Genomic DNA, 23,869 nt, shown 5'->3' with positions numbered 1-23,869 from the left:
TCTTATTCACGCAGAGGTGGTGGAATGGTAGACACGCTGTCTTGAGGGGGCAGTGAGAGCAATCTCGTGAGAGTTCAAATCTCTTTCTCTGCACCATTTTTATTTTATTAAAGGGGTGATAAAATGAGTTTAGAAAATCTGACTTTCAAAGGCGGATTTCACATGGATGACCACAAATCCTACACTCAAAATTGTCCTTTAGATACAAATTTTAAACCAAGTACGGTTTATATTCCTATGCACCAACACATAGGTGCTCCTTGCACACCGATGGTTGCCGTTGGAGACGAGGTAAAAGTAGGACAAAAAATTGGAGAATCTAAAGCGGCGATATCAGCACCTGTCCACAGTTCAGTAAGTGGTAAGGTTGTGAAAATTGAGCAGATGGTATTGTCAAATGGTCAAAAAGGTGAAGTTGTAGTAATCGAATCAGACGGTTTAGACGAAATAGGATACACTGAAACTAATGATGATTTTACACAATTATCAAAAGAAGTTATCCTAGAAAGAATTAAGGAAGCTGGCATTGTCGGCTTGGGTGGAGCAGGATTTCCTACACATCTTAAGATGAAGAAAAAACCTGAATACAACATCGAACAGGTTATATTGAATGGGGCAGAATGCGAACCTTACTTGACAAGCGACCAACTTAATATGGAATTATATCCTCAAAAAGCAATTGGTGGATTGAAAATAATCATGAAACTGATGGATTGTGAAAAAGGATACATAGGGGTTGAGGATAACAAACAAAAAGCTATCGGAATTTTGAAAAACGCATCTAAAGATGAAAAAAATATTTCGATTTGTTCTGTTAAAACTAAATATCCACAAGGTGATGAAAGAAGACTTATCAACGCTATAACTGGTAAGAAAATTTCAAAAGCACAAAGGTCAAACGAAAGAGGAGTTCAAGGATTGAATATTTCAAGTGCTATGGCGATTTATGATGCCGTAGTTCACAGTATTCCTTTGACTCATAGAATTGTAACTATGACAGGTTCTGCAATCAAAGAACCTAAAAATGTTTACGTTCCAATCGGAACTAAATTCAGAGATTTAGTTGATTATTGTGATGGATTCAAAGAAACTCCATACAAAATTGTTGTCGGTGGACCTATGATGGGTGCGTGCCAATATGATTTGGAAGCTCCAACTGTTAAAACAACAGGTGGTCTTATTTTCATGAACGAAAAAGACGCCACTCTCGCTTCTCCAGACCCTTGCATTAAATGTGCGAAGTGTGTAGATGTATGTCCAATTCACTTATTGCCATTGTTCTTGCAATTGAAATCATTGAATGGCGATTTTGAAGGAGCAGAAAAATTGCACTTGAATGACTGCATAGAATGCGGAACTTGCAGCTATATTTGTCCATCAAATAGACCATTAGTAGAAGCAATTGTACACGCAAAGACTCAATTAAAAGCACAAAAGAGGAAAAGGGGATAGTCTATGGAAAACAAAGAAATCAAAAAACAAGAGTACGACTTATCTCATTTAATCGTAGAAGCTGCTCCTCATCAAAGAAGCGCAGAATCTATTCAAAGAATAATGCTAGATGTTATCATCGCATTGGTTCCTGCTTTGATTATGAGTGTTTACGAATTTGGAATGAGAAGTTTAGTGTTGGTAATAGCGGCAGTGATTACTTGCGTATTATCAGAATATTGTTATCAAAAAATAATGAAACAACCTTCAACTATTTCAGATTTATCTGCTGTTGTTACGGGGATTTTGTTGGCATTCAACGTTCCAGTTACATTGCCGATTCCGATGATAGTTATAGGCTCTGTTTTTTCTATAATAATTGTTAAACAATTATTTGGCGGAATAGGTTCAAACTTTATGAACCCAGCACTTGCTGGACGTGCTTTTATTATGGCAAGTTGGGCATCTGCTATGAGTAACTACACAGCACCACTAACACAAAAAGGTGTTGACGCTGAAACTTATGCGACAGTTTTGTCTGGCGGTCAACCAGTAAGTTTCTTAGACGCATTCATCGGAAACTTAGGTGGAACAATTGGTGAAGTTAGTGCATTGGCATTGCTTATAGGTGTAGCATATCTTTTATACAGAAGGGTAATTACTCTTAGAATACCAGTAGTGTACATATTGACAACATTTGTTACATTACTTATTTGCGGTGTAGGATTTGAAGACGCAGCTATGAACATTTTCATAGGTGGTTTGATTCTTGGTGCATTCTACATGGCTACAGATTATTCTACAAGTCCGGTTACTCCCAAAGGACAAATTATTTTCGCAATTGGCTGTGGATTTTTCACAGCGATTATAAGACAATTTGGTAATCTTCCAGAAGGTGTGTCTTATGCGATAATATTTATGAACTGTGCGGTTCCATTTATCGATCAGTATACAGTTCCAACACCAATCGGTAGAGGGGGTAAACAAGGAATATGAGAGAATCAATAAGTTTAGCTATAAGATTGTTCATTATCACAGCAATTAGTGCGATTGTACTTGCATTTAGTAACCAAGTTACAAGTCCTATAATTGAAGCAAAAAGGTTGGCAAATTATCAAAAATCTTTGAAGGTTGCTTATCCAAAAGCAGAATCATTCAAGGCAGTTGACCCTGCAAAATTAAAAGATTTACAATCTAAAGACGAAAATTTGAATGACGTACAAGAAGCCATCCAAGGTGGCAAAACTGTAGGTCATGTATATAAAACTACAGGCGTCGGTGGATATTCAGGAAATGTAGTATTCGTAATCGGCGTAGACAATGAAGAAAAAATAGTTGGATATTCAATTCTTGAAACGCAAGAAACTCCAGGTATCGGCAGTAGAATAGGTGAGCCTGAGTTTGTGAATGCGGTAATTGGAAAATCCATGAAAAAAGAAATAAAAGCTGAGAAAAAACCTCAAGCTGACAATGAAATACAAGCTTTGAGTGGGGCTACTTACTCCACTACTGCAGCTAAGAACGCATTGAATGTAGCACAAAAAGCTAATGCGGGATTAAAATAAGGAGGCTAGATTATGAAAACTAAAGCATCAGAAGTATTTAAGAGTAGTATTCTAAAGAACAACCCGGTTTTAATCCAATTAGTTGGTTTGTGTTCTGTACTTGGTGTATCAACATCAGTTCAAAACGCAATTGGTATGACTGCGGCGTTCACATTCGTATTGATATGTTCAAATATCGTAATATCATTACTTAGAAATTTCATACCATCAAAAGTTAGAATACCTGCGTATATCGTAGTTATCGCAACATTTGTAACATTAGTTTCAATGATACTAGAAGCATTTGTACCAGCATTGTATGCTTCATTGGGAGCATTCGTTCCACTTATCGTAGTAAACTGTATAATTTTGGCAAGAGCTGAATCATTTGCATCTAAAAATGGTCTATTCTTATCATTATTAGATGGTATTTCAAATGGTTTGGGATATGGAATTGTAATCTGTTTGGTTGCATTCATAAGAGAATTATTAGGTTCAGGTAAGATTTTGGGAAATCTTGTCATCGGGAAAATACCTCCAATTGGTATCATGGCAGCAGCTCCTGGAGCATTTATGGTTTTGGGATGCTTACTAGCAACTTACAATTATTTCTTGACTAAACAAGAAAGAAAGAAGAACAATATGAGAGGTGAAAACTAATGTTAGCAAATATATTTAAAATAATAGTTCTCTACTTATTGGTAAACAACTATGTATTTGGTCAATTCTTGGGACTTTGTCCATTGATAGGTGTATCCTCAAAAACTGAAACAGCTATCGGTATGGGTATGGCAGTATTTTTTGTAATAACAATAGCGTCTGTCATCACTTATATTTTCCAAATTCAAATACTAGAGAGATTTCACATTGAATACATGCAAACCATAGTGTTCATATTGGTAATAGCAACTCTAGTACAATTTGTAGAAATGGCATTGAAGAAACTGAGTCCTAATTTGTATTCGGCACTCGGTGTGTTCCTTCCTCTTATCACTACAAACTGTGTAGTATTAGGGGTTGCATTGGCAAATATAAAAGAAAAATACAACTTAATCGAAACAATTGCAAGTGCTATCGGTGCTTCTCTTGGTTTCATTTTGGCGATAACTTTATTATCTGCAATCAGAGAAAGAGTCGCATTAAGTAAAAATGTTCCTGAAAGTTTTAAAGGTGTACCAATTGCGTTTATTACAATCGGATTGATGGCGATGACATTCTTTGGATTCGGCGGATTGGTATAGGAGGCATTAAATGACAATTTTAACTCCATTTATAATTTTGGGAACGTTGGGAATTTTATTTGCGCTATTGTTGGGATACGCATCTAAAAAATTCGAAGTTCAAGTAGATAGACGAGTATTAAAAGTAAGAGAAATGTTGCCTGGAGCAAACTGCGGTGCATGTGGATTTCCAGGTTGTGATGGACTTGCAGATGCGATTGTAAACAAAGGAGCTGCTTGCAATTCTTGTCCAGTAGGTGGAAAGGAAGTTGCAGACAAACTAGCGGCATTTATGGGAGCAGACGCTGTCGATTCAGTAAAACAAGTTGCCTGTGTAATGTGTCAAGGAAAACCAGAATACGCAACAGAAAAATTCAAATACAAAGGCATAATGGATTGTAGAGTAAATCATAATTTACAAGGTGGAAGCAAAACTTGTCCTAACGGATGTTTGGGATGTGGAACTTGTGTTCATGTTTGTGATTTTGATGCAATTCACATCATTGATGGCATTGCAATTGTAGACAAAGAAAAATGTACATCTTGCAAAAAATGTATTGAAATTTGTCCAAGAGATATCATCAAACTTGTAGATTACGACCAAGAAGTTTACGTAAGATGTAACAGCCACGATAAAGGAAAAGATGTAAGACAGTATTGTAAAGTTGGATGTATTTCTTGTGGAATTTGTGCAAAAATGTGCCCTGATGGATTCAAAGTTGAAGACAACTTAGCTCATTTCAATTACGCTGAAGGATTGGATAAAGAACAAGTTCAAAAGGCGATAGACAAGTGTCCTACAAAAGCAATTTATCCAGGATTAAAAATCAAAGAAGAACAAGCAAAGGCTAAGGCAGAGGAAGCTAAAGTCAAAGAAGCTTAAAAATTTTGACAGACCGTCACATTAAATATGACGGTCTGTTTTTTATTGAAAACAATTTTTGAAATTAAAATTTTAGGAATTAAAAATTTTTTTGGAATTTAAGAATAAGAATATAATGATTTTTAAATTTTAGAAAATTTTGTTTTGTTTTATAAAAATTAAAATCGCAGTTTAAAATGCAAAAGTATCGGGTATATAATGGAGAAGTTATTATTTATTAGTAGCTAATAAAAACTAAGGAGGGTTATCATGGCAGATTATTTGGTATTCATAGGAATATTGATTATTGTAGTTGGTTTTGCTTTAAAACTTGACGTTTTGGGAATAGTTTTACTTGCAGGGCTGGTTACAGGTCTTGCTGGGGGACTTGGATTAGCAGGAACGTTGAAAATAATGGGAGAGGGATTTGTAAATAATAGGCTAATGAGTTTGTTTTTAATTTCTTTTCCTGTAATTGCAATTATGGAGAGATACGGGCTTAAGGAAAAGGCGAAGGATTTTATTTCTAAATTTAAACTTGCCAGTGCGGGTTCTGTTTTGTGGATTTATTTGTTTATAAGATGGGTTGCGGCGGCGTTTTCTTTGAGGCTTGGTGGTCACGTTCAATTTATTCGTCCATTGATTTTGCCGATGGCAGAAGGAGCGGCTTTGAAAAAAGTTGATTTGACCGAAGTTAGGCTTGACGAATTAAAGGGACTTGCAGCTGCTGTTGAGAATTATGGTAATTTTTACGGACAAAATATATTTCCACTAGCATCGGGCGTTTTGTTGATGCAAACGACTTTGAAGGATGCAGGTTATCCGTTGGAAACTGCCGATATCGCAAAATGGTCGATTTTTGCCGGTGTTAGTATGTTGGTTATTTCTTTAATACAATGCTTTATGTTTGAAATGAAACTTAGAAAGGACAGTAAAAATGCTTGATTTTTTTGTAGATAATAAAATAATTCTTGACGAAATAGCATATATGTTGTGTGCGGTTATTTGCATAATGGCAGGCATTCGTGCAAGGTTTAATAAGGAAGCTAGGATTGGTACTATGCTTTTTTGGATTTTGTTGGGGATATTGTTTGGCTGTGGTGGTTTTTTGGTCAGACATATAGAATCCGGTGGAATTATTGTCGGAGTGATTTTATTGTTCTTGGGCGCTTTGTCGATTTTTAATAAAATCAAACCAGGTGAGTTCGAGGAAGTTACTGACGAGGAGAGAAGGGCAAATGCCGATAAGGTTGGTGGCAAGATTTTAATTCCTGCTTTGGTTATGGGAATCAGTGCTATGCTTTTGTCGCAGCTTAAATCTTTTAACATACCTTTGCAAAATTCCAAGGGCGTGTTCTCGTTGTCGGCTGCACAAGTGTTGACTATTTCATCGGTGTTGGCGTATGTGATAGCGGTAATAATTGCCAAGCCAAAGGCAAAACAAACTGCTGATGATACTACAAAAATGTTGATGCAAGTCGGTGCTTCATCGCTTCTTCCACAATTGTTAGGTGGTTTGGGAGTTATATTTGCATCGGCCGGAGTAGGAAAATTAATTGGAACGTTGGCTACGGGAATGGTTGGCCATGCTGGAATTTTTGCGGCGGCAGTTGCGTACATTGTCGGTATGGTTGTTTTCACAATGATTATGGGAAACGCCTTTGCAGCGTTCACTGTTATCACTTTGGGAATAGGCGTTCCGTTGTTGATTGCAAAAGGTGCTAATCCTGCTGTTGTCACATCACTTGGAATGACTGCCGGTTATTGTGGTACTTTAATTACGCCGATGGCTGCTAACTTTAACATTGTTCCAGCGGCAATATTGGAAATGAAGGACAAAAATGGAGTTATCAAAGCACAATTTCCAGTTGCACTAGCTCTTATTGTTGTTCACATTGTTTTGTTAATGCTACTTGCTTTTTAGGAGGAAAATTATGAAAATATTAGTATCTGGATTTGACCCATTTGGAGGAGAAAAAATTAATCCCGCAATCGAGGCGGTTAAGCTTTTGCCAGATTCAATCAAAGGAAATGAAGTTATAAAAATAGAAATTCCAACGGTGATTGGAAAAAGCGTAGATAAATTAAAAGAGAAAATCAAAGAAGTCAAACCTGATGTTGTGATTTCTGTCGGTCAAGCTGGTGGACGTGAAGATATTACGGTTGAAAGGGTTGCGATTAACATTGACGATTGTAGAATCAAAGACAACGAAGGAAATCAACCGATAGACGAAAAAATCGCAGAAGATGGCCCTGATGCTTACTTGTTGACGCTTCCAATCAAAGCGATTGTCGAAAAGATAAAACAAGCGAATATTCCAGCATCTGTATCAAATACGGCGGGAACATTTATCTGCAATCACGTCGCTTATGGAATGGCACATTTAAAAGCCACTGAATATCCAAATATGAGAACGGGATTTATTCATATTCCATTTTTGCCAGAACAGGTTTTGAATAAAGCTCACACAGCGTCAATGAGTTTGCAAACAATCGTCACAGCATTGGAAAAAGCGATTGAGGCTGTAATTGAAAACGACGAAGACATCAAAGTTACAGGCGGAAAAACTCATTAAAATTTTTCAAAACAAATTAAATATTAATTCACAAGAACTTCGAATAAATCGGAGTTCTTTTTTTGAAATTAAAATCAAGGATTTTTCTTTTATCTTGAAAATATACACGATAAAATGATAAACTATAATGTAGTTTAAAGGAGTAAGATATGACAAAATACGATAAAATTTTGGTTGGGTTTTTGTTGTGCTTTTCGGCAATTCTTTTTGTCGTGATGAACATCGACAACGCAAATTCACAAGACAGATACGTGTCAATTCAAGTGAATGGAAAAGAAATAAAACAGATTACTCTGCCAGTTGAAGATTATAATTACAAGATTGATAATAAATACGGACACAACGTAGTTCATATTAATGGTTACAGCGTGTGGATAAGTGATTCTGATTGTCCAGATAAATTGTGTATTTTAAAAGGTAAAATAGAAAAGCCGGGTGATGTTATAGTGTGCCTTCCAAACAAATTAGTGGTAGAAGTGAAAGCCAGTAAACAAAACAAAAATGATATAGATGTGGTGAATTATTGATGAAAAGATTACATATTCCTATTTTAACGGCAGTTGCATTGGTAGTAAGCTTGATTGAGTCAATGATTCCGCTTCCAATCGTAATGCCTGGTGCAAAACTTGGGCTCAGCAACATTGTAATATTGACATGCTTAATTGTTTTTGGATTTAGAGATTCTCTTGTAATAGGAATCCTAAAATCATTTTTACTAATGCTAATCACAGGGGCGGTTATAAGCTTTTTCTATTCATTGGCAGGAGCTGTAAGTTCACTTGTTGTGATGTATTTGGTCAACAAATATTTGAGAAAATATTTTTCGTTGATTGGTGTTAGCTTGTTTGGAGCTTTTATCCACAACTTATCGCAAGTTTTGGTGTGCGCGATTATGCTCAACAACATCAGAATATTTGTGTACTTGCCAATTTTGGTGTTTTTGAGTATATTTACAGGGATTTTTGTGGGGCTTACTTCAATTTACCTTACGAATGCACTTTCAAAACAACAAAAATATTTGTTTAGTAATAGGAGATAAATTATGAGAGTTAGAGAGATGAATGCTTCTCTAAGACCAAGAGAAAAAATGAAGGTAAACGGATTGCCCTCGATGAGTGACGAGGAGTTGATGCAAATTATCTTAAAGACGGGAACAAAAGATGAGGGAGTGGAGATATTAGCTCACAAAGTGATTGATTACATCCACGAGAATGATTACAAGGATATTTGCGTTGAAGAGTTGATGAAGATAAAAGGAATAGGGATGGCGAAGGCGACATCAATATTGGCGGGAATTGAAATCGGAAGAAGGCTCGCTTTAAACAGAGCGATAGATAATTTCAAAATAACAAATCCGGAAAGTGTCGCACAGATTTTTTGCAATGAAATCGGAAATTGTAACGTGGAGAATTTCTACGCGCTTTTATTGGACACAAAAAACTGTATCATTTCCAAGGAACTCATAAGCAAAGGTACAATCAACCAGTCCATCGTTCACCCTAGAGAAGTGTTCAAATCTGCCATCAAAAAAGGTGCAAATTCGATAATTTTAGTCCATAATCACCCATCGGGTCACCTCGAACCATCGAGAGCTGATGTAGAAGTGTCAAAAAGATTGGAAAAAGTAGGAGAGCTCATCGGAATAGAAGTGTTGGATCATATTATTGTAAGTTCAAACGACAGTTTGAGTATGAAGAAAGGAATGTATTTTTAAATGGCTTTATTAAAATTACAACAGGATGGATTGGGAATAGATTTGGGAACGGCTAGTTGCGTTATTTCTGATGAATATGGAAAAATAATAATAAATGAACCGAGTGTTGTAGCTATTGACATAAATAATTACGATATTGTAGCCGTTGGAACTGAAGCGAAGAGTATGATTGGCAAGACTCCAGATAATATCGTAGCTATTAGTCCAATCGAAAATGGAGTTATCTGCGATTTCGAATCAACTGTCAGTATGCTCGCTTATTTCATAAAAAAAGCTCGTCCGAATTTTTCCGTGTTTCAGCCGGAAGTTTGTGTATGCGTTTCTGCATCGTTGACAGACGTTGAGAGGCGAAGCGTTGAGGATTTGGCGTTAAATGCGGGTGCTAGAAGCGTCAAATTAGTTGAAGAAAATATTGCGTCGCTGAAGGGATTGGGAGTCGATGTCACAGAGCCTAAAGGTCACATCGTCTTGAATATCGGAGCGGGAACGATAGAAGCATCTGTGATTAGCTTGGGAGGAATTGTCACAAGCTACTGCATAAAAAGCGGCGGAGAAGATATTGACCAAGAAATCAAACAAATTTTGAAAAAGAAATTTTCGGTGAATATAGGAATTTCAACGGCGGAAGCAATTAAAATCAAGATTGCAACGCTTAACTATGACAGGGAAAACAACACTATGATTGTCGGCGGAACGGATGTTATGTCCACTATGCCGAAATCTGTCGAGATAAGGGCGAAGGACATAACACCTGCGATAGTTCCAATCGCTGATATGTGTGTTGAAGCTTTGAAAAAAGTTTTGGAAAAAACGCCACCGGATATTGCAAACGACATTATCGAAGAAGGAATTTATATTGTAGGTGGAGGAAGTCTAATAGATTACATTCACGAGTACATTACAAATATCTTGGGAATAAAAGTGTTGAAGGTGGACAGCCCAATGGATTGCACAGGAGTAGGAATTGGAAAATTTCTAAAGAAGGGAGATAAGTAATTGGCTAAGTTTGGATATAACAAAAAGCTAAGAAAAAGAGTGTTCTTTTTTGCGACGACTTTATTTCTCATATTGGTCATAGCTATCTCCAACAACAACAAATCTTATATGTCGATAGGAGAGAACGCAATTGGCACTGTGATGACCCCAATCAACAAAGTTTTTTACGTTATCGGTTCGAAAGTCACGGAGTCTTTTCACTATGTTTTCGGAACTAGACAAATGCGCGAAGACAACAAAAAACTCGTATTGGAAAATGCAAAACTCAAAAAAAATATCGACAATTTGAGCAAAGTCATAGGCGACAAAAGGTATTTGCAAGAAGAATACGAGTTGCTAAACAAAGACAGAACGATAAAATCTAAAGCTTTTATAACGGGAAAAGACCCAGGCAACATTTTCACTAGATTCAGCATTGACAAGGGCTCTTTGGATAAAATTAAAAAAGGCGACATCGTCGTGCAAGCCGTATCATCGAACGACGGAATTGAAAAAGGACTCGTCGGTATAGTAACTGAAGTGGGACTCAACCACAGTAAGGTCGACACGTTGATGGATTCGGGAAATAATGTCGGATTTAGACTTGCAAAAAGCGAAGATGTAGGAGTGTTAAACGACAGAGAAAATGGAGTTTTGAAAGGATATATGTACGATGCAAATGCAGATGTAAAAGTAGGAGATGTACTTATGACATCTGGACTTGGCGGAGTGTATCCGAGAGATATTAAAATCGGAGAGGTTATTGAAGTTAGCAAATCCAAGGATAATTTCACGAAAAATATAAAATGCAAATCGCAAATCAACTTCAACAATATGTATCGTGTTTTAATAGTCGATGGACAGGGAGTGAATTAGATGAACAAATTAAAAATATTTTTGATAGTTTTGTTGGATATTGTAATTCAATCGACACTTCTTTCCAGAATTTCCGTGTTCAACGTCTATTGCAACTTGTCGATTCCAGTTGTAGTGTTGTTGTCGATAGGATTTGGCGCGTACACCGGCTCGATAAACGGAATAATAATCGGATTGATAGAAGATGCGATTTTCAGTCCTGTGATTGGAGTTAGAGCGTTGATTTATTTTACATCGGGATTTTTGATTGGCAACAGCGAGGCTGCAATTAACAAAGAAGACCCTAGGAGCGGAATGGTTTTGACGTTTTTTGTCACGCTTTACTACACTTTAGTTCATTATTTTGTAATCTACATCACAGGAAATGGAATCAACATATCGTATTTGAAAGGTCCGATACTTATCGAAATGATTTTAAATGTTTTGTTGTATTACTTACTATTCAAAATTTCCAATAAAATATTTAAGTATCCAAAGTTTAGATTTATTTGAGGCTAGGTTATGAAGAAATTTTACAGTAAAATATTGACCAAGTTGGAAAAATTGGAAAAATACGACAGATTTACAATAATAATTGTGATACTGATATTTATGATGTCAATTTTGTCGGTAAAATTGATACATTTGACATTGATAAAGGGAAGTTACTACCGAGATATCGCAAAGAACAACAGGCTAAGGGAAATAAAAATCCCCGCACCTAGAGGCAACATTTACGACAGAAATGGTGAATTGTTGGCGACGACAAAAAATGTTTATGTGGCAAATTTATACAAAGACCAAATCAAACAGATGACCACCGAAGACAGCAACAATGCACTGCTCGCATTGTCCAGGATTCTCGAAAAAGATGGCTCGATGAACACGGAAGATTTCCCGATAGATATGAACGCATTGTCCTACAGAAATTTGGATGATTTTTTGAGAGAAGATAAATCTCCGACAGACAAAGTGGCATCAATTGTTATGGAAAAAAATCTCATGGCAAATTTAATTGACAAGAGTTTTGTCCAAGAAACCAACCAAGGGATTTACAAAAAAACAGTGCTAGATTATTGCTTAAATGCCCTTCGTTCAAAAGGTTTGACGTTGAAGTTGGATAGCAAGGATATGACGAAATTTGACAAGTCTGATGAAGAAACGCTAAAACTTTTAAAAAAATACAAATTAAAAGACAATGTAGCGGTAAATTCTGCCATAACGACGATTATACAAAAAGACAAATCGATAATCAGAAAACTTCTCAACGACAGCGTAATCAGATCTATGATTTATCGGGAATTGGAGAAGAACAATCTTCAAGATGATATCGTGCTAAAAGATATGGAGTTGAAAGATTACCAGAAATTCGTTTTGAAGAAAGTCGAATTGATGAAATTATCAAGCAAGGTAGATTTCAAAACAGCGGCTGTCGACGATTTTGTGAACATCGTAAAAGAAAACACGTTGATAGATTTGTTGAAAAAAGTTGATGTCGATGGCGATAAAAAGACAATTGTATTGGAAAAGGCTCTTGATTTGTTGAAGAAAAAAGGAATTGACTCAAATGTTGAGTTCAAAATCGACGAGAAAGACACCAAAAACCCAAAAATACAAGCGAAATTCATTAAAACTCCGAAAAAATCCACAGACCCGTACAAACACGTTCAGGATTTGTTGATTAGCAACAATTTGGCGGAGAAATTTATCACAGATGATGATATAAAATTGATAGCACAATCTGTAAATACCGAAAACAACATCAATCCTTCCATCAGTGTCAATGATTGGAAATACATTTACACGAAAAATATGGATGATTTTTACGAAAGCTACAAGCTCGACAAGAACACCGACGTGAAATTGTTGTACGATGAGATTTTGAAAAAATACAAGTGCGAAAAATTTTCGAAATACGACGCCTACAATATGGTGAGCATATACAACAGGTTGAAAAACAAAGGTCAACGAGGTTATGAGCCTATTTGTTTGAGCTACAATTTGACGGAAAAATCAGTCACTAGTATCGAAGAAAAATTTGGCAAAAATCAGGGAATTGAAGTCACGACGATGCCTGTCAGGTATTATCCAAACGGAGAGGAATTGAGCCACGTTTTAGGTTACATCGGGAAAATCTCCACTCCGACTGAAATTCAAAAATACGTCAAAGAAAAAGGATACAGAAAAGACGCTTTGATTGGAAAAACCGGAATAGAGGAGAGCAAGGAAGATGCGCTTAAAGGCGAAGATGGTTCGCTTAGAGTTATGGTTGACAGCAAGGGAAACAGGACTGAAACACTGTCAGAAAAAAAAGCAATTCCTGGAGACAATGTTTATTTGAGCATCGACACTAACGTTCAGAAAGTTGCCGAAGAATCCCTCAGAAAATCTATCCAAGCGATTAGTTCCGGCGGAAATTATCAATCGGAATGGGGCGACAAACCACTGGCTGGCTACAAAAATGCAAAAAGTGGTGCAGCAGTAGCGGTGAATGTAGAAACGGGGGAAATCCTAGCAATGGCTTCATATCCAGCGTACAATCCGAATTTGTTCTCGACGGGAATTTCCCAAACAGACTGGGAGAGTCTGCAAGCAGAAGACCCGAAGGACCCGATTTCACCGAGACCACTCTACAATATTCCAATGCAAGCAGCGATTCAACCGGGCTCTATCTTCAAACTGAACACGTCACTCGCAGCACTAGAAGGTGGATTCAGTCCATATCATGAAATAAAATGTGGTGGATATGTCGATGTCGGAGGTTCGATTTTTGGTTGTTGGATTTGGAACACGCAAAGGTCAACTCACGGAAGCGAAAATGTTATGAGAGCCCTTCGAGACAGTTGCAACTACTATTTTTATTCTTTGGCACTTGGACGAGACCAGAGACGTTCAAAAGATTTGGGATTCAAATTGACAATTGACCAGCTTGTAAAAACAGCGAGAAAAGTTGGACTTGGAAGTAAAACTGGAATTGACATCAACGTTCCGGCGGAAAATGCGGGAACAGTTCCGGACCCAATGATAAAAGAAAATAATTTCAAATCGGTTTTCAGAAGATTTTTGGAAAAAAACGCCGACAAATACGTTAAAGATAACAAGTCATTCACACCTAAACAAATGAAGTTTAAGATAGACAGGATAATGGAGCTGTGTGATGACAAAAACCTTCAAACCAGAAACAACATAATCAAAACTTTGGACGGTTTGGGATTTGACGCTGAGAAAAAACTTGACGGGGAGAAAAATTCCTTCGCCGACAAAATAAAATTCGACTATTTGAATCAATCCAAATGGAATATTGGCGATATGCTAAACGTCGTCATCGGACAGGGACAAAACGCCTACACGCCACTTCAAATGGCGAGATACATTTCTGTTTTCGCAAACAATGGATACTTGAACAAGCTAAGCCTTGTCAACGAAATAAAATCAAATGATAATTCCACATCGCTATTTAAAAATGAGAAAAAAAGCGAAAGAATAAAATTGAATGACTACGAGAATTTGAAATACATCAGAACTGGTCTTAATATGGCGACGACAGAAGGATACGAAAAAAACACGTTCAGAAATTTCCCAGTGTCAGCCGGGGTTAAGACGGGAACAGCCCAAGTTGGAGTAAATCCGATTACAGGTCAGCCGTACGACAACCACGCATGGATGATAGGATTTGCACCAGTTGACCATCCGAAAATCGCCGTGGTGACGGTTGTGATGCAGGGCGGAACAAGCACTAACAACGGACCGATGACTCGCGATATAATGGCTGAAGCATTGAAGTTGAAGCAAAAAAAAGATAGAGGACAAGAAAATACTGAGAGTGAGAATGATACAGATGAAAACAGTACTCGTTAATTCACAATTACAAAAAAAGGCTTTGTTGGTACAAAGCCTTTGTAATTTATTAAAAGAAAAAATATTGATAATAAACACGGAACAATCTAGACAAATTGAATACGCACTTGGCGTCGAAGATTACTGCGTATACGATGTTTTAGATGTTTTAGGAAATGTAGTTGATTACAAAAAATCTATGATTAAAATTAAAGAACACAAGTACATTTTGCCATCGTCAATAAAACCGGAAAAATTTGCAGCGACAAAAGAAGATTTCGAAAATTTAATCCACAAACTTGATGAATTTGAAACTGTGATATTTACGCAAGATGTGGGGATTTGTTTTGACGAAGAAATAATGTGGGGAGATTGCGAGAAGTCAAATGCTGAAAAATATTTTCAGATTACAGACTCGAAATCAAAAAGAAAAGAAGGGTATTTGTACATCGGAAAATTGGAATTCGACAAGTCATTTGAAAAGACAATCAACACATTCACGCAAACTCCGATTGAAAAAATCAAACACATTGTCGACAACTACACAAACAATACGCCGGAAAAAATCGGCTTAATTGACAGGATACTTGGAAGATGAAGTACGTATTTGTTGATAAAAACACTTGGGGATATTACGATGGCGAACTAAAAATGATTGGTGAGTGTGAGTGTGAGGTGGGAAATATTTATGTCTGCAAAATTCAAAAATACGACAAAAAATTAGACGCATTTTTCATTGAGTACGACAAGAAAAAAATAGGATTTCTCAACAACACCAAATACACAAATGATTTGAAGCCATCTGATGAGGTTATCGTTCAAATGACAAAGGAATCGACAGAAGACAAGTATCCCAAGTTCACGACTAAGATTACAATTCAGACTGAAAACTTGGAGTACACAAATTCAAATGATGTGATATTTGAAGGAAGTCAAAAATTCAAAAATATCGAGAATTTCAAACGCAAATACGATTTTACGGGAGTGGTTAAAAACGGATTTTTCTCATTGACAGAAAAAGAACAAGAAAAAGAACTGAATTTAATATTGTCGAAAATAAAATTCATCAACACCGAGAAAAAATTTCTTCCAATACCGAAACTTTTGTACAAAAAAAATCCAATAGACAAAATCATTCAAGAAACAAATTTAGATTATTTAATAACCAACGAAAAATCAATTTACAGGCAATACAAGTCAATAGTGAATGCAAAATATGACGAAAATTACAATTATAACTATGATAATTTGATAAGTCGTGATATAATAGATAAAAATTCAGAAATAATAAAATTGAAAAACAACGCAGAGATTGTCATTCAAAAAACAGAAGCTATGTGGGTTGTCGATGTAAATTCATCCAAAATGCCAAATAGCGAGGATTATTTTCACGAATTGAACACAAATGCACTGAAGAAAATTCATCAGATGATGTATTTGAAGAAAATGGTGGGAATGGTGATTGTCGATTGTGTGCGACAAAGCGATTATCAAAAACTTTTCGATTTTATTGAAGAAGAATTTTGTGAACCGAATATAAAATTTCACGGATTTAGCAATTTAAATCTGTTAGAATTTACAGTAACACTTGACAAATAACGAGGATTACTGTACAATTATTTGGTGTGTAACCGCTCGAATCGGGTTTTTAAACTCAAAGAGTACCTTGATTTGGCGAGTCTTAAAAATGAGGAGGTGCACTAAATGTTCGCAATTATTAAAACTGGTGGAAAACAATACAAAGTTTCTGAAGGAGACGTAGTAAAAGTTGAAAAAATCGAAGCTGAAGCAGGCGATAAAATCGAATTTGACCAAGTATTACTAGTAGCCGGAGACGATGTTAAAGTTGGAAGCCCTGTAGTGGAAGGAGCTAAAGTTAAGGCTGAAGTTCTAGCTCAAAAGAAAGATAAAAAAGTTGTTATCTTCAAATTCAAAGCTAAGAAAAACTACAGAAAGAAAAAAGGTCACAGACAACCATATACATTAGTTAAAATCGAAAAAATTGATGCTTAATGGTCGATGTCCAAGTTTTTAAAAAAAATGAAAAGGTCATAAAATTAATTTCAACCGGTCATGCTAATCATGGATCCTATGGAAATGATGTTGTGTGCAGTGCTATTAGTGTTTATCTGATTAACACCGTGAATACATTTACTGAAATACTCAAGCTAACCGATGAACAATTAATTTACAGTTTCAAAAGCGGATTTTTTTCTTTTGAAATAAATTATGACTTACTTAACGAGATTGAAATGATTCAAGTGGATATTTTGATTAAATCATTGATGTTTGCACTTGAATCGATAAGAGAAGAAAATAAAAAAAATTTACGAATTAATTACCAGGAGGTGTAATATATGATTAGATTAGATTTACAATTATTCTCTAGTAAAAAGGGAGTAAGTTCTACTAAGAACGGTCGTGATTCTGAATCAAAGAGATTGGGAACTAAAAAAGGTGACGGTCAATTCGTTCTAGCTGGTAATATCTTAGTTAGACAAAGAGGAACTAAAATCCATCCAGGCAACAACGTTGGAAGAGGCGGAGACGATACGCTTTTCACTAAGATTGATGGAGTAGTTAAGTTCGAAAGAATTGGTAAGAACAGAAAACAAGTTTCTGTATATCCTAAAGAAGCTTAATTTTAAGCAACACCTTTGTTATGATTATGAATTTTTTTGTAATCATAAGGTGTTGCTTTTTTAGTGGAAAATAATGTAAACTTACAAGTGAAAGTGGACATTAGTTTGGAGGTAAAAATGTTTATAGATGTTGCAAAAATAGAACTCAAAGCTGGAAAGGGCGGCGATGGTTCTGTTGCATTCAGAAGAGAAAAATACGAGCCATCTGGAGGTCCAGCAGGAGGAGACGGCGGAGACGGAGGTAGCATTGTAATTGTCGGAGATAAAGACATAAAAACTCTTATGGATTACAGCTATCGTGCAGTCTACAAAGCAGAAAATGGTGGCGACGGAAGAAATAAAAAACAATTTGGCAAAAAGGGCGAAGATTTGATTTTGAAAGTTCCCGTTGGAACTCTAGTAAAAGATTTCAACACCGACAAAGTTATTTATGATGTCAAATTCGACAAAGAAGAGTTTGTGATTTGCAAAGGTGGAAAAGGCGGTAAGGGGAATGTTCATTTCAAATCATCTATAAGACAAGCCCCTCGATTTGCAGAGCCTGGAACAAAAGGCGAAGAAAAAACGATAAAATTAGAATTGAAATTGCTGGCAGATGTTGGCTTGATTGGACTTCCAAACGTAGGCAAATCCACTTTGCTGTCGATAATGTCAAATGCAAGACCTAAAATTGCAAACTATCACTTCACAACATTGGAGCCAAATCTTGGAGTGTGCAGAGTTTCTGATAAAAGCTTCGTCATTGCGGATATTCCCGGACTAATCGAAGGAGCAAGCGAAGGATTGGGACTTGGTCACGATTTTTTGAAACACATTGAGAGAACGAAAATTTTAGTTCACGTTTTGGATATTTCGGGAAGTGAAGGTAGAAATCCGATCGAAGATTTCGAACTTATCAACAGCGAATTGTCTTCGTACAACATAAAGTTGAATGACAAAAAAATGCTTGTGGTTTTAAACAAAACAGACCTCGGAGCAGATGAAAATATCGAAGAATTTAGAAAAAAATACTCGGATAAAGTCGATGAAATTGTGGAAATAAGTGCGGCTACAACAGAAAACGTGGACAAGCTTATGTATTTGATAGCGGATACTTTGGATAGCATTGAAGACGATTATTCTACGTTAGATGAAAAATACGAATATTTTGAAGAAGAAAAAGCACCTGATTTTACAGTTAGACGTGAAAACGAAAATTACATTGTGGAAGGTCCTTTGATAGACAATTTAATTTACAGGACAAATTTTGAAGTGTACGAGTCAGTCAACCACTTGCAAAAAATTCTCGAAGATAAGGGAATTATTCAACAGCTGAAGGAACTTGGAATAGAAGACGGCGACAATGTAATAATCGGCGATGTTGAATTTGATTTTTACGAATAGGAGATACAATGATAACACCAAAGCAAAGAGCAAAACTAAAAAAAATTTCTCACAGCTATAAACCTTTGTTGAATATAGGAAAAGGCGGAATATCTGAGAACACATTGAAACAAATTGAGGACACTCTAAATAAAAGAGAAGTTATGAAAATTAAAATTCTCAACAACAATTTGGACGATCGTGATATGTTGATAGATGAAATATTGACACGCCTTAATTGCGAATTTGTAAGATATATGGGAAATATTTTGACAATTTACAGAGAGTCCGAGAACAAGGTAATAGATTTAGATGATTAAAGTCGGAATAATGGGGGGCACTTTTGACCCAATCCACATTGGTCATTTGATACTTGCGATGGAAGCGATTAATTTCAAAAAATTAGATGAGGTATGGTTTGTTCCAACGGGCAATCCGAATTTCAAGCAGGACAAAAAAATTACCGATAAATACAAAAGACTTGAAATGGTTAAAATATGCACTCGTGACAATGAAAAGTTTAAAGTTTGTGAGTATGAAGTAAGTAAAAATGATGTGACATACACTTGGGAGACTATGAAGTATTTCAGGGAAAATTTCGACTGCGATTTTTATTTCATAATGGGCGAAGATTCACTTATGAGTGTAGAAACTTGGGAAAATGCTGTGGATTTTTTGAAGAACACGAAAATACTGGCCTGCATAAGAAGACAGGAAGAAATGTCAAAGTTAGATGAAAAAATCGCTGAATTAAAATCAAAAGGATACTTTGTGGAGAAAATTCCATCGAGTTTTGTGGATATTTCATCCACAAGTATAAGAAACAAATCAATGGCAAAAGAAGATTTCAGATATTTTCTGAAAGATGAAGTGTATGAATACATTAAGAGAAATAAGTTGTATGAAAGTTAAAGATATTGAAGAAAATCTAAAAAGAGTTTTAAAAAAATCACGATACGAACACGTTTTGAGAGTGAGAGACAAAGCTGTTGAATTGGCAAAGCTTCACAATCAAGACGTTATGAAAATAGAATTAGCGGCACTACTTCATGACTGTGCGAAAAACAACGAAGAGATGTATCTTGAGAAGTACAAAAAAGAATTTGAAGAGCTTAGAAAACTGCGCAACAACAATCCCGATATGGAAAATCCAAAGTTGTTGCACTGTTATTTGGGCAGAATTGTCGCTAAAAGAGAATATGAAATCAAAGATGAAATGATTTTGGATGCGATAGAATTTCACACGACAGGAAGAGTCAATATGACCGATTTCGAGAAGATAATCTACTTAGCTGACAAGACCGAAGATAACAGAGATTACGATGGCGTGGATGAAATCAGAAAATTATCCAGAGAAAATTTGAACAAAGCAATTGTCAAATCACTAGATGATACGATAAAATATTTAATAGAAGACGAAAGGGAAATATCCATCACTAGCGTTAATGTTAGAAATTTTTTGCTGAAAGGAGAATAAATGACTGAATTAGAATTAGTTCAAAAAGCAATTGATGATAAAATAGGAAAAGATATTGTAACATTGAAATTAGATTCGGCAGTAGCGGATTATTTTGTAATCGCAACTGCAAATGCACCAAACCACGCTCAATCAATAATTGATGAAGTGGAAAAAGTGGTAGATGAAAATGGCTTTGAGATTCTAGGAAAAGAAGGTTACAGCGAAGGCAACTGGATTTTGCTAGATCTTAATGATATAATAGTTCACATTTTTACAGAAGAATCACGTTCTTTCTACGACATAGAAAGATTGTGGAATTAGGAGGACAGTATGAAATTTTTACATTCAGACAAAGCACCTGCTGCAATTGGACCATATTCACAAGCAACATCTGCTAACAAGACAATTTATGTATCAGGACAACTTCCAATAGTTGATGGAGAATTACAAACTGATATCAAAAAGGCAACAAAAGCATCACTAGATAATATTCTACATATTATCGAAACTGAAGGAGCTAAAATCGAAAACATAACTAGAGTTGGCGTTTTTATGAAAGATTTATCACAATTTCAAGATATGAATGAAGTTTACGCAGAATTTTTCGGTAATCACAAACCAGCGAGAAGTGCAGTTCAAGTTGCAGCTCTTCCAAAATCAGCAGTAATTGAAATCGAAGCGATTGCTGTAATTGAATAAGAAAAAAATTCTTTTGAGTGAACTAACTCAAAAGAATTTTTTTTGCAAATTTGTCGGTGAATTTTTTTTGCGAATTTTGCGTTTGAATTTATTTTTGATTTTCGGTTGTGTTTTAAATTTTAAGAAATTTTATTTTGTTAAATTATTTTAATTCTTTCGTGATGAATTGCAACAATATACAAATTTGATACCATTTTGTAACTTTTTATGTTATTATGTATGTATATTAGGAGGTTGTATCTATGAAGAACATAAAAGAGGTTTTGAAAGTCTCGTTTGTAGCTTTGTCATTGTCGTTGATGATTTCAACTGCAGCGACTGCACAATCAGAGAATGATAAAAATTCTGTGGAAAATCAATTTTCACACAGATATTCATCTATGAGCACACAAAACCAAAGAAAGTTGACAAGAAAGGCTAAATTGGGATATGCCAATTCTTACGACTTTGACGATGAAAAATTAAGCGAAAATTTTGAAAATAAAAATGAAGCAATCGAAAATTCTTCAGATAATAAGGTTAAAGACGAAAATATTTTGTTGAATGATGAAAAATCAGACAACACACAAGAAAAAAATGACGATTCTATGAGCACTGAAACAACGACCAATTTAAATGGCGAGAACAGTGTAAATTCCAACGAACATAAAAATGATTTGCAATCAGAAGCTGATGGAAATGTCGAAGAACAAGAAGTTAAGGCATTGAGTGCATCTGGTCAGATAATTCCGACAAGACTTGCTGGTAAAAACAGATATGAGTCCGCTGCACAAATTTCCAGGGAACAATTTACCAATGCTAAGAAGGTTATTGTCGTTAATTCACAAAAATACGCCGACGCATTGAGTGCGACGACATTATCAGATGGAAGATATTCGATTTTGTACACTGAGAAAAATTCCCTTCCTCAAGCTACTAGGGACGAAATTGTAAGATTGAATCCTATCGAGGTATATCTTCTAGGAGGTAAACAGTCAATAGGAGCTGAAATAGAAAATCTGTTGAAGAAATTTTCCAACAAGGTTACGAGAATAGCCGGAAAAGACAGATACGAGACAAGTGCAAAGGTTGCAGAAATGTCCAACAAAAAAAATGTAGTCATCGCAAGCGGGGAAAACTTCAGTGACCCACTTTATGGCTCATCCTATGCGGCTTTCAAAAATGCCAAGATTTTGTTGAGTTCAGGGAAAAACCTATCACAGGCGACTAGAAATTATTTGTCTAAAAACAAGAACAAATTGGGAAGCATTACAGTAGTTGGTGGCGACAAATCAATTACAAATCAAACTGTAAGCAATATAAAATCCATCACAGGTAAAAGTGTTGGAAGAATAAGTGGCACTAACAGATACGATGGTTCTGTTAAAGTTGCTAATTCTATGTCGAAAGAAGTTGTATTTGTAGCGAGTGGCGAAGATTTTGCTGATGCGTTGGCAATCAGTCCATTGGCACAAAAATTGAAAGCGCCAATCTTGTTGAGCGCAAAGTCAAGATTAGATACGAGCGTCATCGCTTATTTGAACAATTTCAAAAAGTCTATTCAAGATGTTTTCATAGTTGGTGGTTACAGAACGATTGACAACGGTGTTTACAACACAATCAAAAATGTTTTGGCAAAAAGTCTACCAAAGCCAAAACCAAAGCCAAAACCAACTCCGAAACCAACTCCAAAACCAACGCCGAAGCCAACACCTAAGTCGACGCCAAAGGTTACACCAAAACCTAACAACACTATAACACCACCTGTTGTCACTGAAAATAATCCGAGACCAATTGAGCCAGAAAAAGCCATCGGGCTTCATGATTTTGTGGTTGCAAAGTACCAAACAAAAATGTACAACAGTGCAAGCGACACTTCTGACTCTGTCAGAAATATAAGTACTTCATCTGTTATGCAGGTTACAAAAATGTTGGACAACGGATGGATGCAATTGGACATCAATGGGTTCAAAGGATACGCAAAGGTAAGCGATTTTGGAATGTTCAATCCGAATATTTACCGTCAAATTTACCAACAAGGTCCAGACCTATCGAAGTTCAACGGAACTGTAAATATGCAACAAGCTAAGCGAAGCGGAATGGATTTTGTAATATTGAAAGCTGGTTCAGGTTACAGCGGAGAAGACCCAAAATTCCAATCGAACTACAACAATGCTAAAAATGCTGGATTAAACGTCGGAGCTTATTGGTACACTTACGCTGTAAATGTCGAAGAAGCGAAGGAAGAAGCCGTAAGATTTATGAAAATATTGGGTAAGAAACAATTTGAATACCCAGTTTATTTGGATTTTGAAGACCCATCGCAACGCAAAATCCCTAAAAATACAAAAACCGATATGGCGATTGCGTTTATGAGTATCCTTGAGCAAAATGGATTCTACACAGGACTTTACAGTTCGGGCTCTTGGATTAACAATCAATTTGAAAGAGAAAGATTGAAAGACTACGACATTTGGGTTGCTCACTGGCATGTAACAAGGCCAAACTGTTTTACACCAGATTATGGTATGTGGCAATTCACAAATAAATCCAAAATAAAAGGCGTTTCAGACACTGGAGAAGGCGGAGTAGATATGAACTATTCCTACAAAAATTATCCTAAGATAATAAAAAAAGCTGGGAAAAATAATTTTTAGAAAATAGAGCTCGTTTAGAGCTCTTTTTTGATTGTGTATAATTTACAAAAAATATAG

Annotated in this window: 28 protein-coding genes, 1 tRNA gene and 1 other annotated feature; all 29 genes read left to right on the top strand. The window is 35.9% G+C overall.

Annotated features, from left to right (window positions below; genetic code table 11):
- The first annotated feature begins 10 nt into the window (after positions 1-10).
- Positions 11-96, top strand: a tRNA-Leu gene (locus tag Q0X02_RS02540).
- 27 nt (positions 97-123) lie between these two features.
- A complete protein-coding gene (gene rsxC, locus Q0X02_RS02535) occupies positions 124-1,452 on the top strand; it encodes an electron transport complex subunit RsxC (RefSeq protein WP_297811093.1) in 1,329 nt (442 codons plus the stop codon).
- Between the two features lie 3 nt (positions 1,453-1,455).
- Entirely contained in the window at positions 1,456-2,427 is a 972-nt protein-coding gene (locus Q0X02_RS02530) for an RnfABCDGE type electron transport complex subunit D (RefSeq protein ID WP_297811090.1), read from the top strand.
- Entirely contained in the window at positions 2,424-2,996 is a 573-nt protein-coding gene (locus tag Q0X02_RS02525; protein ID WP_297811086.1) for an FMN-binding protein, read from the top strand. Before Q0X02_RS02530 ends, Q0X02_RS02525 begins: the two co-directional genes overlap by 4 nt.
- A 9-nt stretch (positions 2,997-3,005) precedes the next feature.
- Positions 3,006-3,635, top strand: coding sequence for an electron transport complex subunit RsxE (gene rsxE, locus Q0X02_RS02520; protein WP_297811116.1), 630 nt, complete (start codon positions 3,006-3,008; stop codon positions 3,633-3,635).
- Positions 3,635-4,216, top strand: coding sequence for an electron transport complex protein RnfA (locus tag Q0X02_RS02515; RefSeq protein ID WP_297811083.1), 582 nt, complete (start codon positions 3,635-3,637; stop codon positions 4,214-4,216). Before rsxE ends, Q0X02_RS02515 begins: the two co-directional genes overlap by 1 nt.
- A gap of 10 nt (positions 4,217-4,226) precedes the next feature.
- Entirely contained in the window at positions 4,227-5,078 is an 852-nt protein-coding gene (locus Q0X02_RS02510; RefSeq protein ID WP_297811080.1) for an RnfABCDGE type electron transport complex subunit B, read from the top strand.
- A 249-nt stretch (positions 5,079-5,327) separates the two neighbouring features.
- A complete protein-coding gene (locus tag Q0X02_RS02505; protein WP_297811076.1) occupies positions 5,328-6,002 on the top strand; it encodes a DUF969 domain-containing protein in 675 nt (224 codons plus the stop codon).
- The gene (locus tag Q0X02_RS02500; RefSeq protein ID WP_297811073.1) at positions 5,995-6,981 is read left to right on the top strand and encodes a DUF979 domain-containing protein; all 987 of its coding nucleotides are present in this window, start codon (positions 5,995-5,997) and stop codon (positions 6,979-6,981) included. Before Q0X02_RS02505 ends, Q0X02_RS02500 begins: the two co-directional genes overlap by 8 nt.
- Positions 6,982-6,991: 10 nt before the next feature.
- Positions 6,992-7,633, top strand: coding sequence for a pyroglutamyl-peptidase I (gene pcp / locus Q0X02_RS02495; RefSeq protein WP_297811070.1), 642 nt, complete (start codon positions 6,992-6,994; stop codon positions 7,631-7,633).
- A gap of 149 nt (positions 7,634-7,782) precedes the next feature.
- Positions 7,783-8,160: a NusG domain II-containing protein gene (locus tag Q0X02_RS02490; RefSeq protein ID WP_297811067.1), complete on the top strand. Its 378-nt coding sequence runs from the start codon at positions 7,783-7,785 to the stop codon at positions 8,158-8,160.
- The gene (locus Q0X02_RS02485; protein WP_297811064.1) at positions 8,160-8,672 is read left to right on the top strand and encodes a Gx transporter family protein; all 513 of its coding nucleotides are present in this window, start codon (positions 8,160-8,162) and stop codon (positions 8,670-8,672) included. Before Q0X02_RS02490 ends, Q0X02_RS02485 begins: the two co-directional genes overlap by 1 nt.
- 3 nt (positions 8,673-8,675) lie before the next feature.
- Positions 8,676-9,347, top strand: a complete 672-nt coding sequence (gene radC, locus Q0X02_RS02480) for a DNA repair protein RadC (protein ID WP_297811061.1) — start codon at positions 8,676-8,678, stop codon at positions 9,345-9,347.
- Positions 9,348-10,343, top strand: a complete 996-nt coding sequence (locus Q0X02_RS02475) for a rod shape-determining protein (RefSeq protein ID WP_297811058.1) — start codon at positions 9,348-9,350, stop codon at positions 10,341-10,343.
- Positions 10,344-11,198: a rod shape-determining protein MreC gene (mreC, locus tag Q0X02_RS02470; protein ID WP_297811055.1), complete on the top strand. Its 855-nt coding sequence runs from the start codon at positions 10,344-10,346 to the stop codon at positions 11,196-11,198.
- Positions 11,199-11,690 (top strand): rod shape-determining protein MreD, encoded by a 492-nt coding sequence (gene mreD / locus Q0X02_RS02465; RefSeq protein ID WP_297811052.1) that lies wholly within the window; start codon positions 11,199-11,201, stop codon positions 11,688-11,690.
- Positions 11,691-11,699: 9 nt separating this feature from the next.
- Positions 11,700-15,035 (top strand): penicillin-binding transpeptidase domain-containing protein, encoded by a 3,336-nt coding sequence (locus tag Q0X02_RS02460; protein ID WP_297811051.1) that lies wholly within the window; start codon positions 11,700-11,702, stop codon positions 15,033-15,035.
- The gene (locus Q0X02_RS02455; RefSeq protein ID WP_297811047.1) at positions 15,016-15,612 is read left to right on the top strand and encodes a cell division inhibitor; all 597 of its coding nucleotides are present in this window, start codon (positions 15,016-15,018) and stop codon (positions 15,610-15,612) included. The genes Q0X02_RS02460 and Q0X02_RS02455 overlap by 20 nt, the downstream gene beginning before the upstream one ends.
- Positions 15,609-16,613 (top strand): ribonuclease E/G, encoded by a 1,005-nt coding sequence (locus Q0X02_RS02450; RefSeq protein WP_297811045.1) that lies wholly within the window; start codon positions 15,609-15,611, stop codon positions 16,611-16,613. Before Q0X02_RS02455 ends, Q0X02_RS02450 begins: the two co-directional genes overlap by 4 nt.
- A 20-nt stretch (positions 16,614-16,633) precedes the next feature.
- Positions 16,634-16,706: a sequence feature (ribosomal protein L21 leader region), on the top strand.
- A gap of 12 nt (positions 16,707-16,718) precedes the next feature.
- Entirely contained in the window at positions 16,719-17,027 is a 309-nt protein-coding gene (gene rplU, locus Q0X02_RS02445; RefSeq protein WP_297811041.1) for a 50S ribosomal protein L21, read from the top strand.
- A complete protein-coding gene (locus Q0X02_RS02440) occupies positions 17,027-17,368 on the top strand; it encodes a ribosomal-processing cysteine protease Prp (RefSeq protein WP_297811038.1) in 342 nt (113 codons plus the stop codon). The genes rplU and Q0X02_RS02440 overlap by 1 nt, the downstream gene beginning before the upstream one ends.
- A 3-nt stretch (positions 17,369-17,371) precedes the next feature.
- A complete protein-coding gene (rpmA, locus tag Q0X02_RS02435) occupies positions 17,372-17,656 on the top strand; it encodes a 50S ribosomal protein L27 (protein WP_297811035.1) in 285 nt (94 codons plus the stop codon).
- Positions 17,657-17,773: 117 nt separating this feature from the next.
- Positions 17,774-19,039 carry a GTPase ObgE gene (gene obgE, locus Q0X02_RS02430; RefSeq protein WP_297811032.1) on the top strand — a complete coding sequence of 422 codons (1,266 nt, stop codon included), beginning with the start codon at positions 17,774-17,776 and terminating at the stop codon, positions 19,037-19,039.
- 8 nt (positions 19,040-19,047) lie between these two features.
- Positions 19,048-19,338, top strand: a complete 291-nt coding sequence (locus Q0X02_RS02425; protein WP_297811029.1) for a YhbY family RNA-binding protein — start codon at positions 19,048-19,050, stop codon at positions 19,336-19,338.
- Positions 19,331-19,930 carry a nicotinate-nucleotide adenylyltransferase gene (nadD, locus tag Q0X02_RS02420; RefSeq protein WP_297811026.1) on the top strand — a complete coding sequence of 200 codons (600 nt, stop codon included), beginning with the start codon at positions 19,331-19,333 and terminating at the stop codon, positions 19,928-19,930. Before Q0X02_RS02425 ends, nadD begins: the two co-directional genes overlap by 8 nt.
- Positions 19,893-20,495, top strand: a complete 603-nt coding sequence (gene yqeK / locus Q0X02_RS02415) for a bis(5'-nucleosyl)-tetraphosphatase (symmetrical) YqeK (protein WP_297811023.1) — start codon at positions 19,893-19,895, stop codon at positions 20,493-20,495. Before nadD ends, yqeK begins: the two co-directional genes overlap by 38 nt.
- Complete coding sequence (gene rsfS / locus Q0X02_RS02410; RefSeq protein WP_297811021.1) at positions 20,496-20,798, top strand: ribosome silencing factor; 303 nt, start codon at positions 20,496-20,498, stop codon at positions 20,796-20,798. It abuts the gene before it with no gap.
- A 9-nt stretch (positions 20,799-20,807) separates the two neighbouring features.
- A complete protein-coding gene (locus tag Q0X02_RS02405; protein WP_297811018.1) occupies positions 20,808-21,176 on the top strand; it encodes a RidA family protein in 369 nt (122 codons plus the stop codon).
- Positions 21,177-21,418: 242 nt separating this feature from the next.
- Positions 21,419-23,812 (top strand): cell wall-binding repeat-containing protein, encoded by a 2,394-nt coding sequence (locus tag Q0X02_RS02400; protein WP_297811015.1) that lies wholly within the window; start codon positions 21,419-21,421, stop codon positions 23,810-23,812.
- Positions 23,813-23,869 lie beyond the last annotated feature (57 nt).

It is taken from the genome of uncultured Finegoldia sp. (genome assembly GCF_947252345.1).
GTDB lineage: Bacteria > Bacillota > Clostridia > Tissierellales > Peptoniphilaceae > Finegoldia.
The sequence above is the reverse complement of the archived record's forward strand: the minus strand, read 5'-3'. Positions and strand labels throughout refer to the sequence as shown.

Bases quoted from the DNA above. Each gene is read 5' to 3' on its own strand.
- radC (WP_297811061.1), top strand. From the start codon at position 8,676: ATGAGAGTTAGAGAGATGAATGCTTCTCTAAGACCAAGAGAAAAAATG.
- rplU (WP_297811041.1), top strand. From the start codon at position 16,719: ATGTTCGCAATTATTAAAACTGGTGGAAAACAATACAAAGTTTCTGAA.
- pcp (WP_297811070.1), top strand. From the start codon at position 6,992: ATGAAAATATTAGTATCTGGATTTGACCCATTTGGAGGAGAAAAAATT.
- Q0X02_RS02505 (WP_297811076.1), top strand. From the start codon at position 5,328: ATGGCAGATTATTTGGTATTCATAGGAATATTGATTATTGTAGTTGGT.
- Q0X02_RS02525 (WP_297811086.1), top strand. From the start codon at position 2,424: ATGAGAGAATCAATAAGTTTAGCTATAAGATTGTTCATTATCACAGCA.
- Q0X02_RS02530 (WP_297811090.1), top strand. From the start codon at position 1,456: ATGGAAAACAAAGAAATCAAAAAACAAGAGTACGACTTATCTCATTTA.
- rsfS (WP_297811021.1), top strand. From the start codon at position 20,496: ATGACTGAATTAGAATTAGTTCAAAAAGCAATTGATGATAAAATAGGA.
- mreD (WP_297811052.1), top strand. From the start codon at position 11,199: ATGAACAAATTAAAAATATTTTTGATAGTTTTGTTGGATATTGTAATT.
- obgE (WP_297811032.1), top strand. From the start codon at position 17,774: ATGTTTATAGATGTTGCAAAAATAGAACTCAAAGCTGGAAAGGGCGGC.
- yqeK (WP_297811023.1), top strand. From the start codon at position 19,893: ATGAATACATTAAGAGAAATAAGTTGTATGAAAGTTAAAGATATTGAA.
- Q0X02_RS02475 (WP_297811058.1), top strand. From the start codon at position 9,348: ATGGCTTTATTAAAATTACAACAGGATGGATTGGGAATAGATTTGGGA.
- Q0X02_RS02405 (WP_297811018.1), top strand. From the start codon at position 20,808: ATGAAATTTTTACATTCAGACAAAGCACCTGCTGCAATTGGACCATAT.
- rsxC (WP_297811093.1), top strand. From the start codon at position 124: ATGAGTTTAGAAAATCTGACTTTCAAAGGCGGATTTCACATGGATGAC.
- Q0X02_RS02515 (WP_297811083.1), top strand. From the start codon at position 3,635: ATGTTAGCAAATATATTTAAAATAATAGTTCTCTACTTATTGGTAAAC.
- Q0X02_RS02510 (WP_297811080.1), top strand. From the start codon at position 4,227: ATGACAATTTTAACTCCATTTATAATTTTGGGAACGTTGGGAATTTTA.
- Q0X02_RS02425 (WP_297811029.1), top strand. From the start codon at position 19,048: ATGATAACACCAAAGCAAAGAGCAAAACTAAAAAAAATTTCTCACAGC.
- Q0X02_RS02400 (WP_297811015.1), top strand. From the start codon at position 21,419: ATGAAGAACATAAAAGAGGTTTTGAAAGTCTCGTTTGTAGCTTTGTCA.
- rpmA (WP_297811035.1), top strand. From the start codon at position 17,372: ATGATTAGATTAGATTTACAATTATTCTCTAGTAAAAAGGGAGTAAGT.
- Q0X02_RS02500 (WP_297811073.1), top strand. From the start codon at position 5,995: ATGCTTGATTTTTTTGTAGATAATAAAATAATTCTTGACGAAATAGCA.
- Q0X02_RS02490 (WP_297811067.1), top strand. From the start codon at position 7,783: ATGACAAAATACGATAAAATTTTGGTTGGGTTTTTGTTGTGCTTTTCG.
- nadD (WP_297811026.1), top strand. From the start codon at position 19,331: ATGATTAAAGTCGGAATAATGGGGGGCACTTTTGACCCAATCCACATT.
- Q0X02_RS02460 (WP_297811051.1), top strand. From the start codon at position 11,700: ATGAAGAAATTTTACAGTAAAATATTGACCAAGTTGGAAAAATTGGAA.
- Q0X02_RS02455 (WP_297811047.1), top strand. From the start codon at position 15,016: ATGAAAACAGTACTCGTTAATTCACAATTACAAAAAAAGGCTTTGTTG.
- Q0X02_RS02485 (WP_297811064.1), top strand. From the start codon at position 8,160: ATGAAAAGATTACATATTCCTATTTTAACGGCAGTTGCATTGGTAGTA.
- Q0X02_RS02450 (WP_297811045.1), top strand. From the start codon at position 15,609: ATGAAGTACGTATTTGTTGATAAAAACACTTGGGGATATTACGATGGC.
- Q0X02_RS02440 (WP_297811038.1), top strand. From the start codon at position 17,027: ATGGTCGATGTCCAAGTTTTTAAAAAAAATGAAAAGGTCATAAAATTA.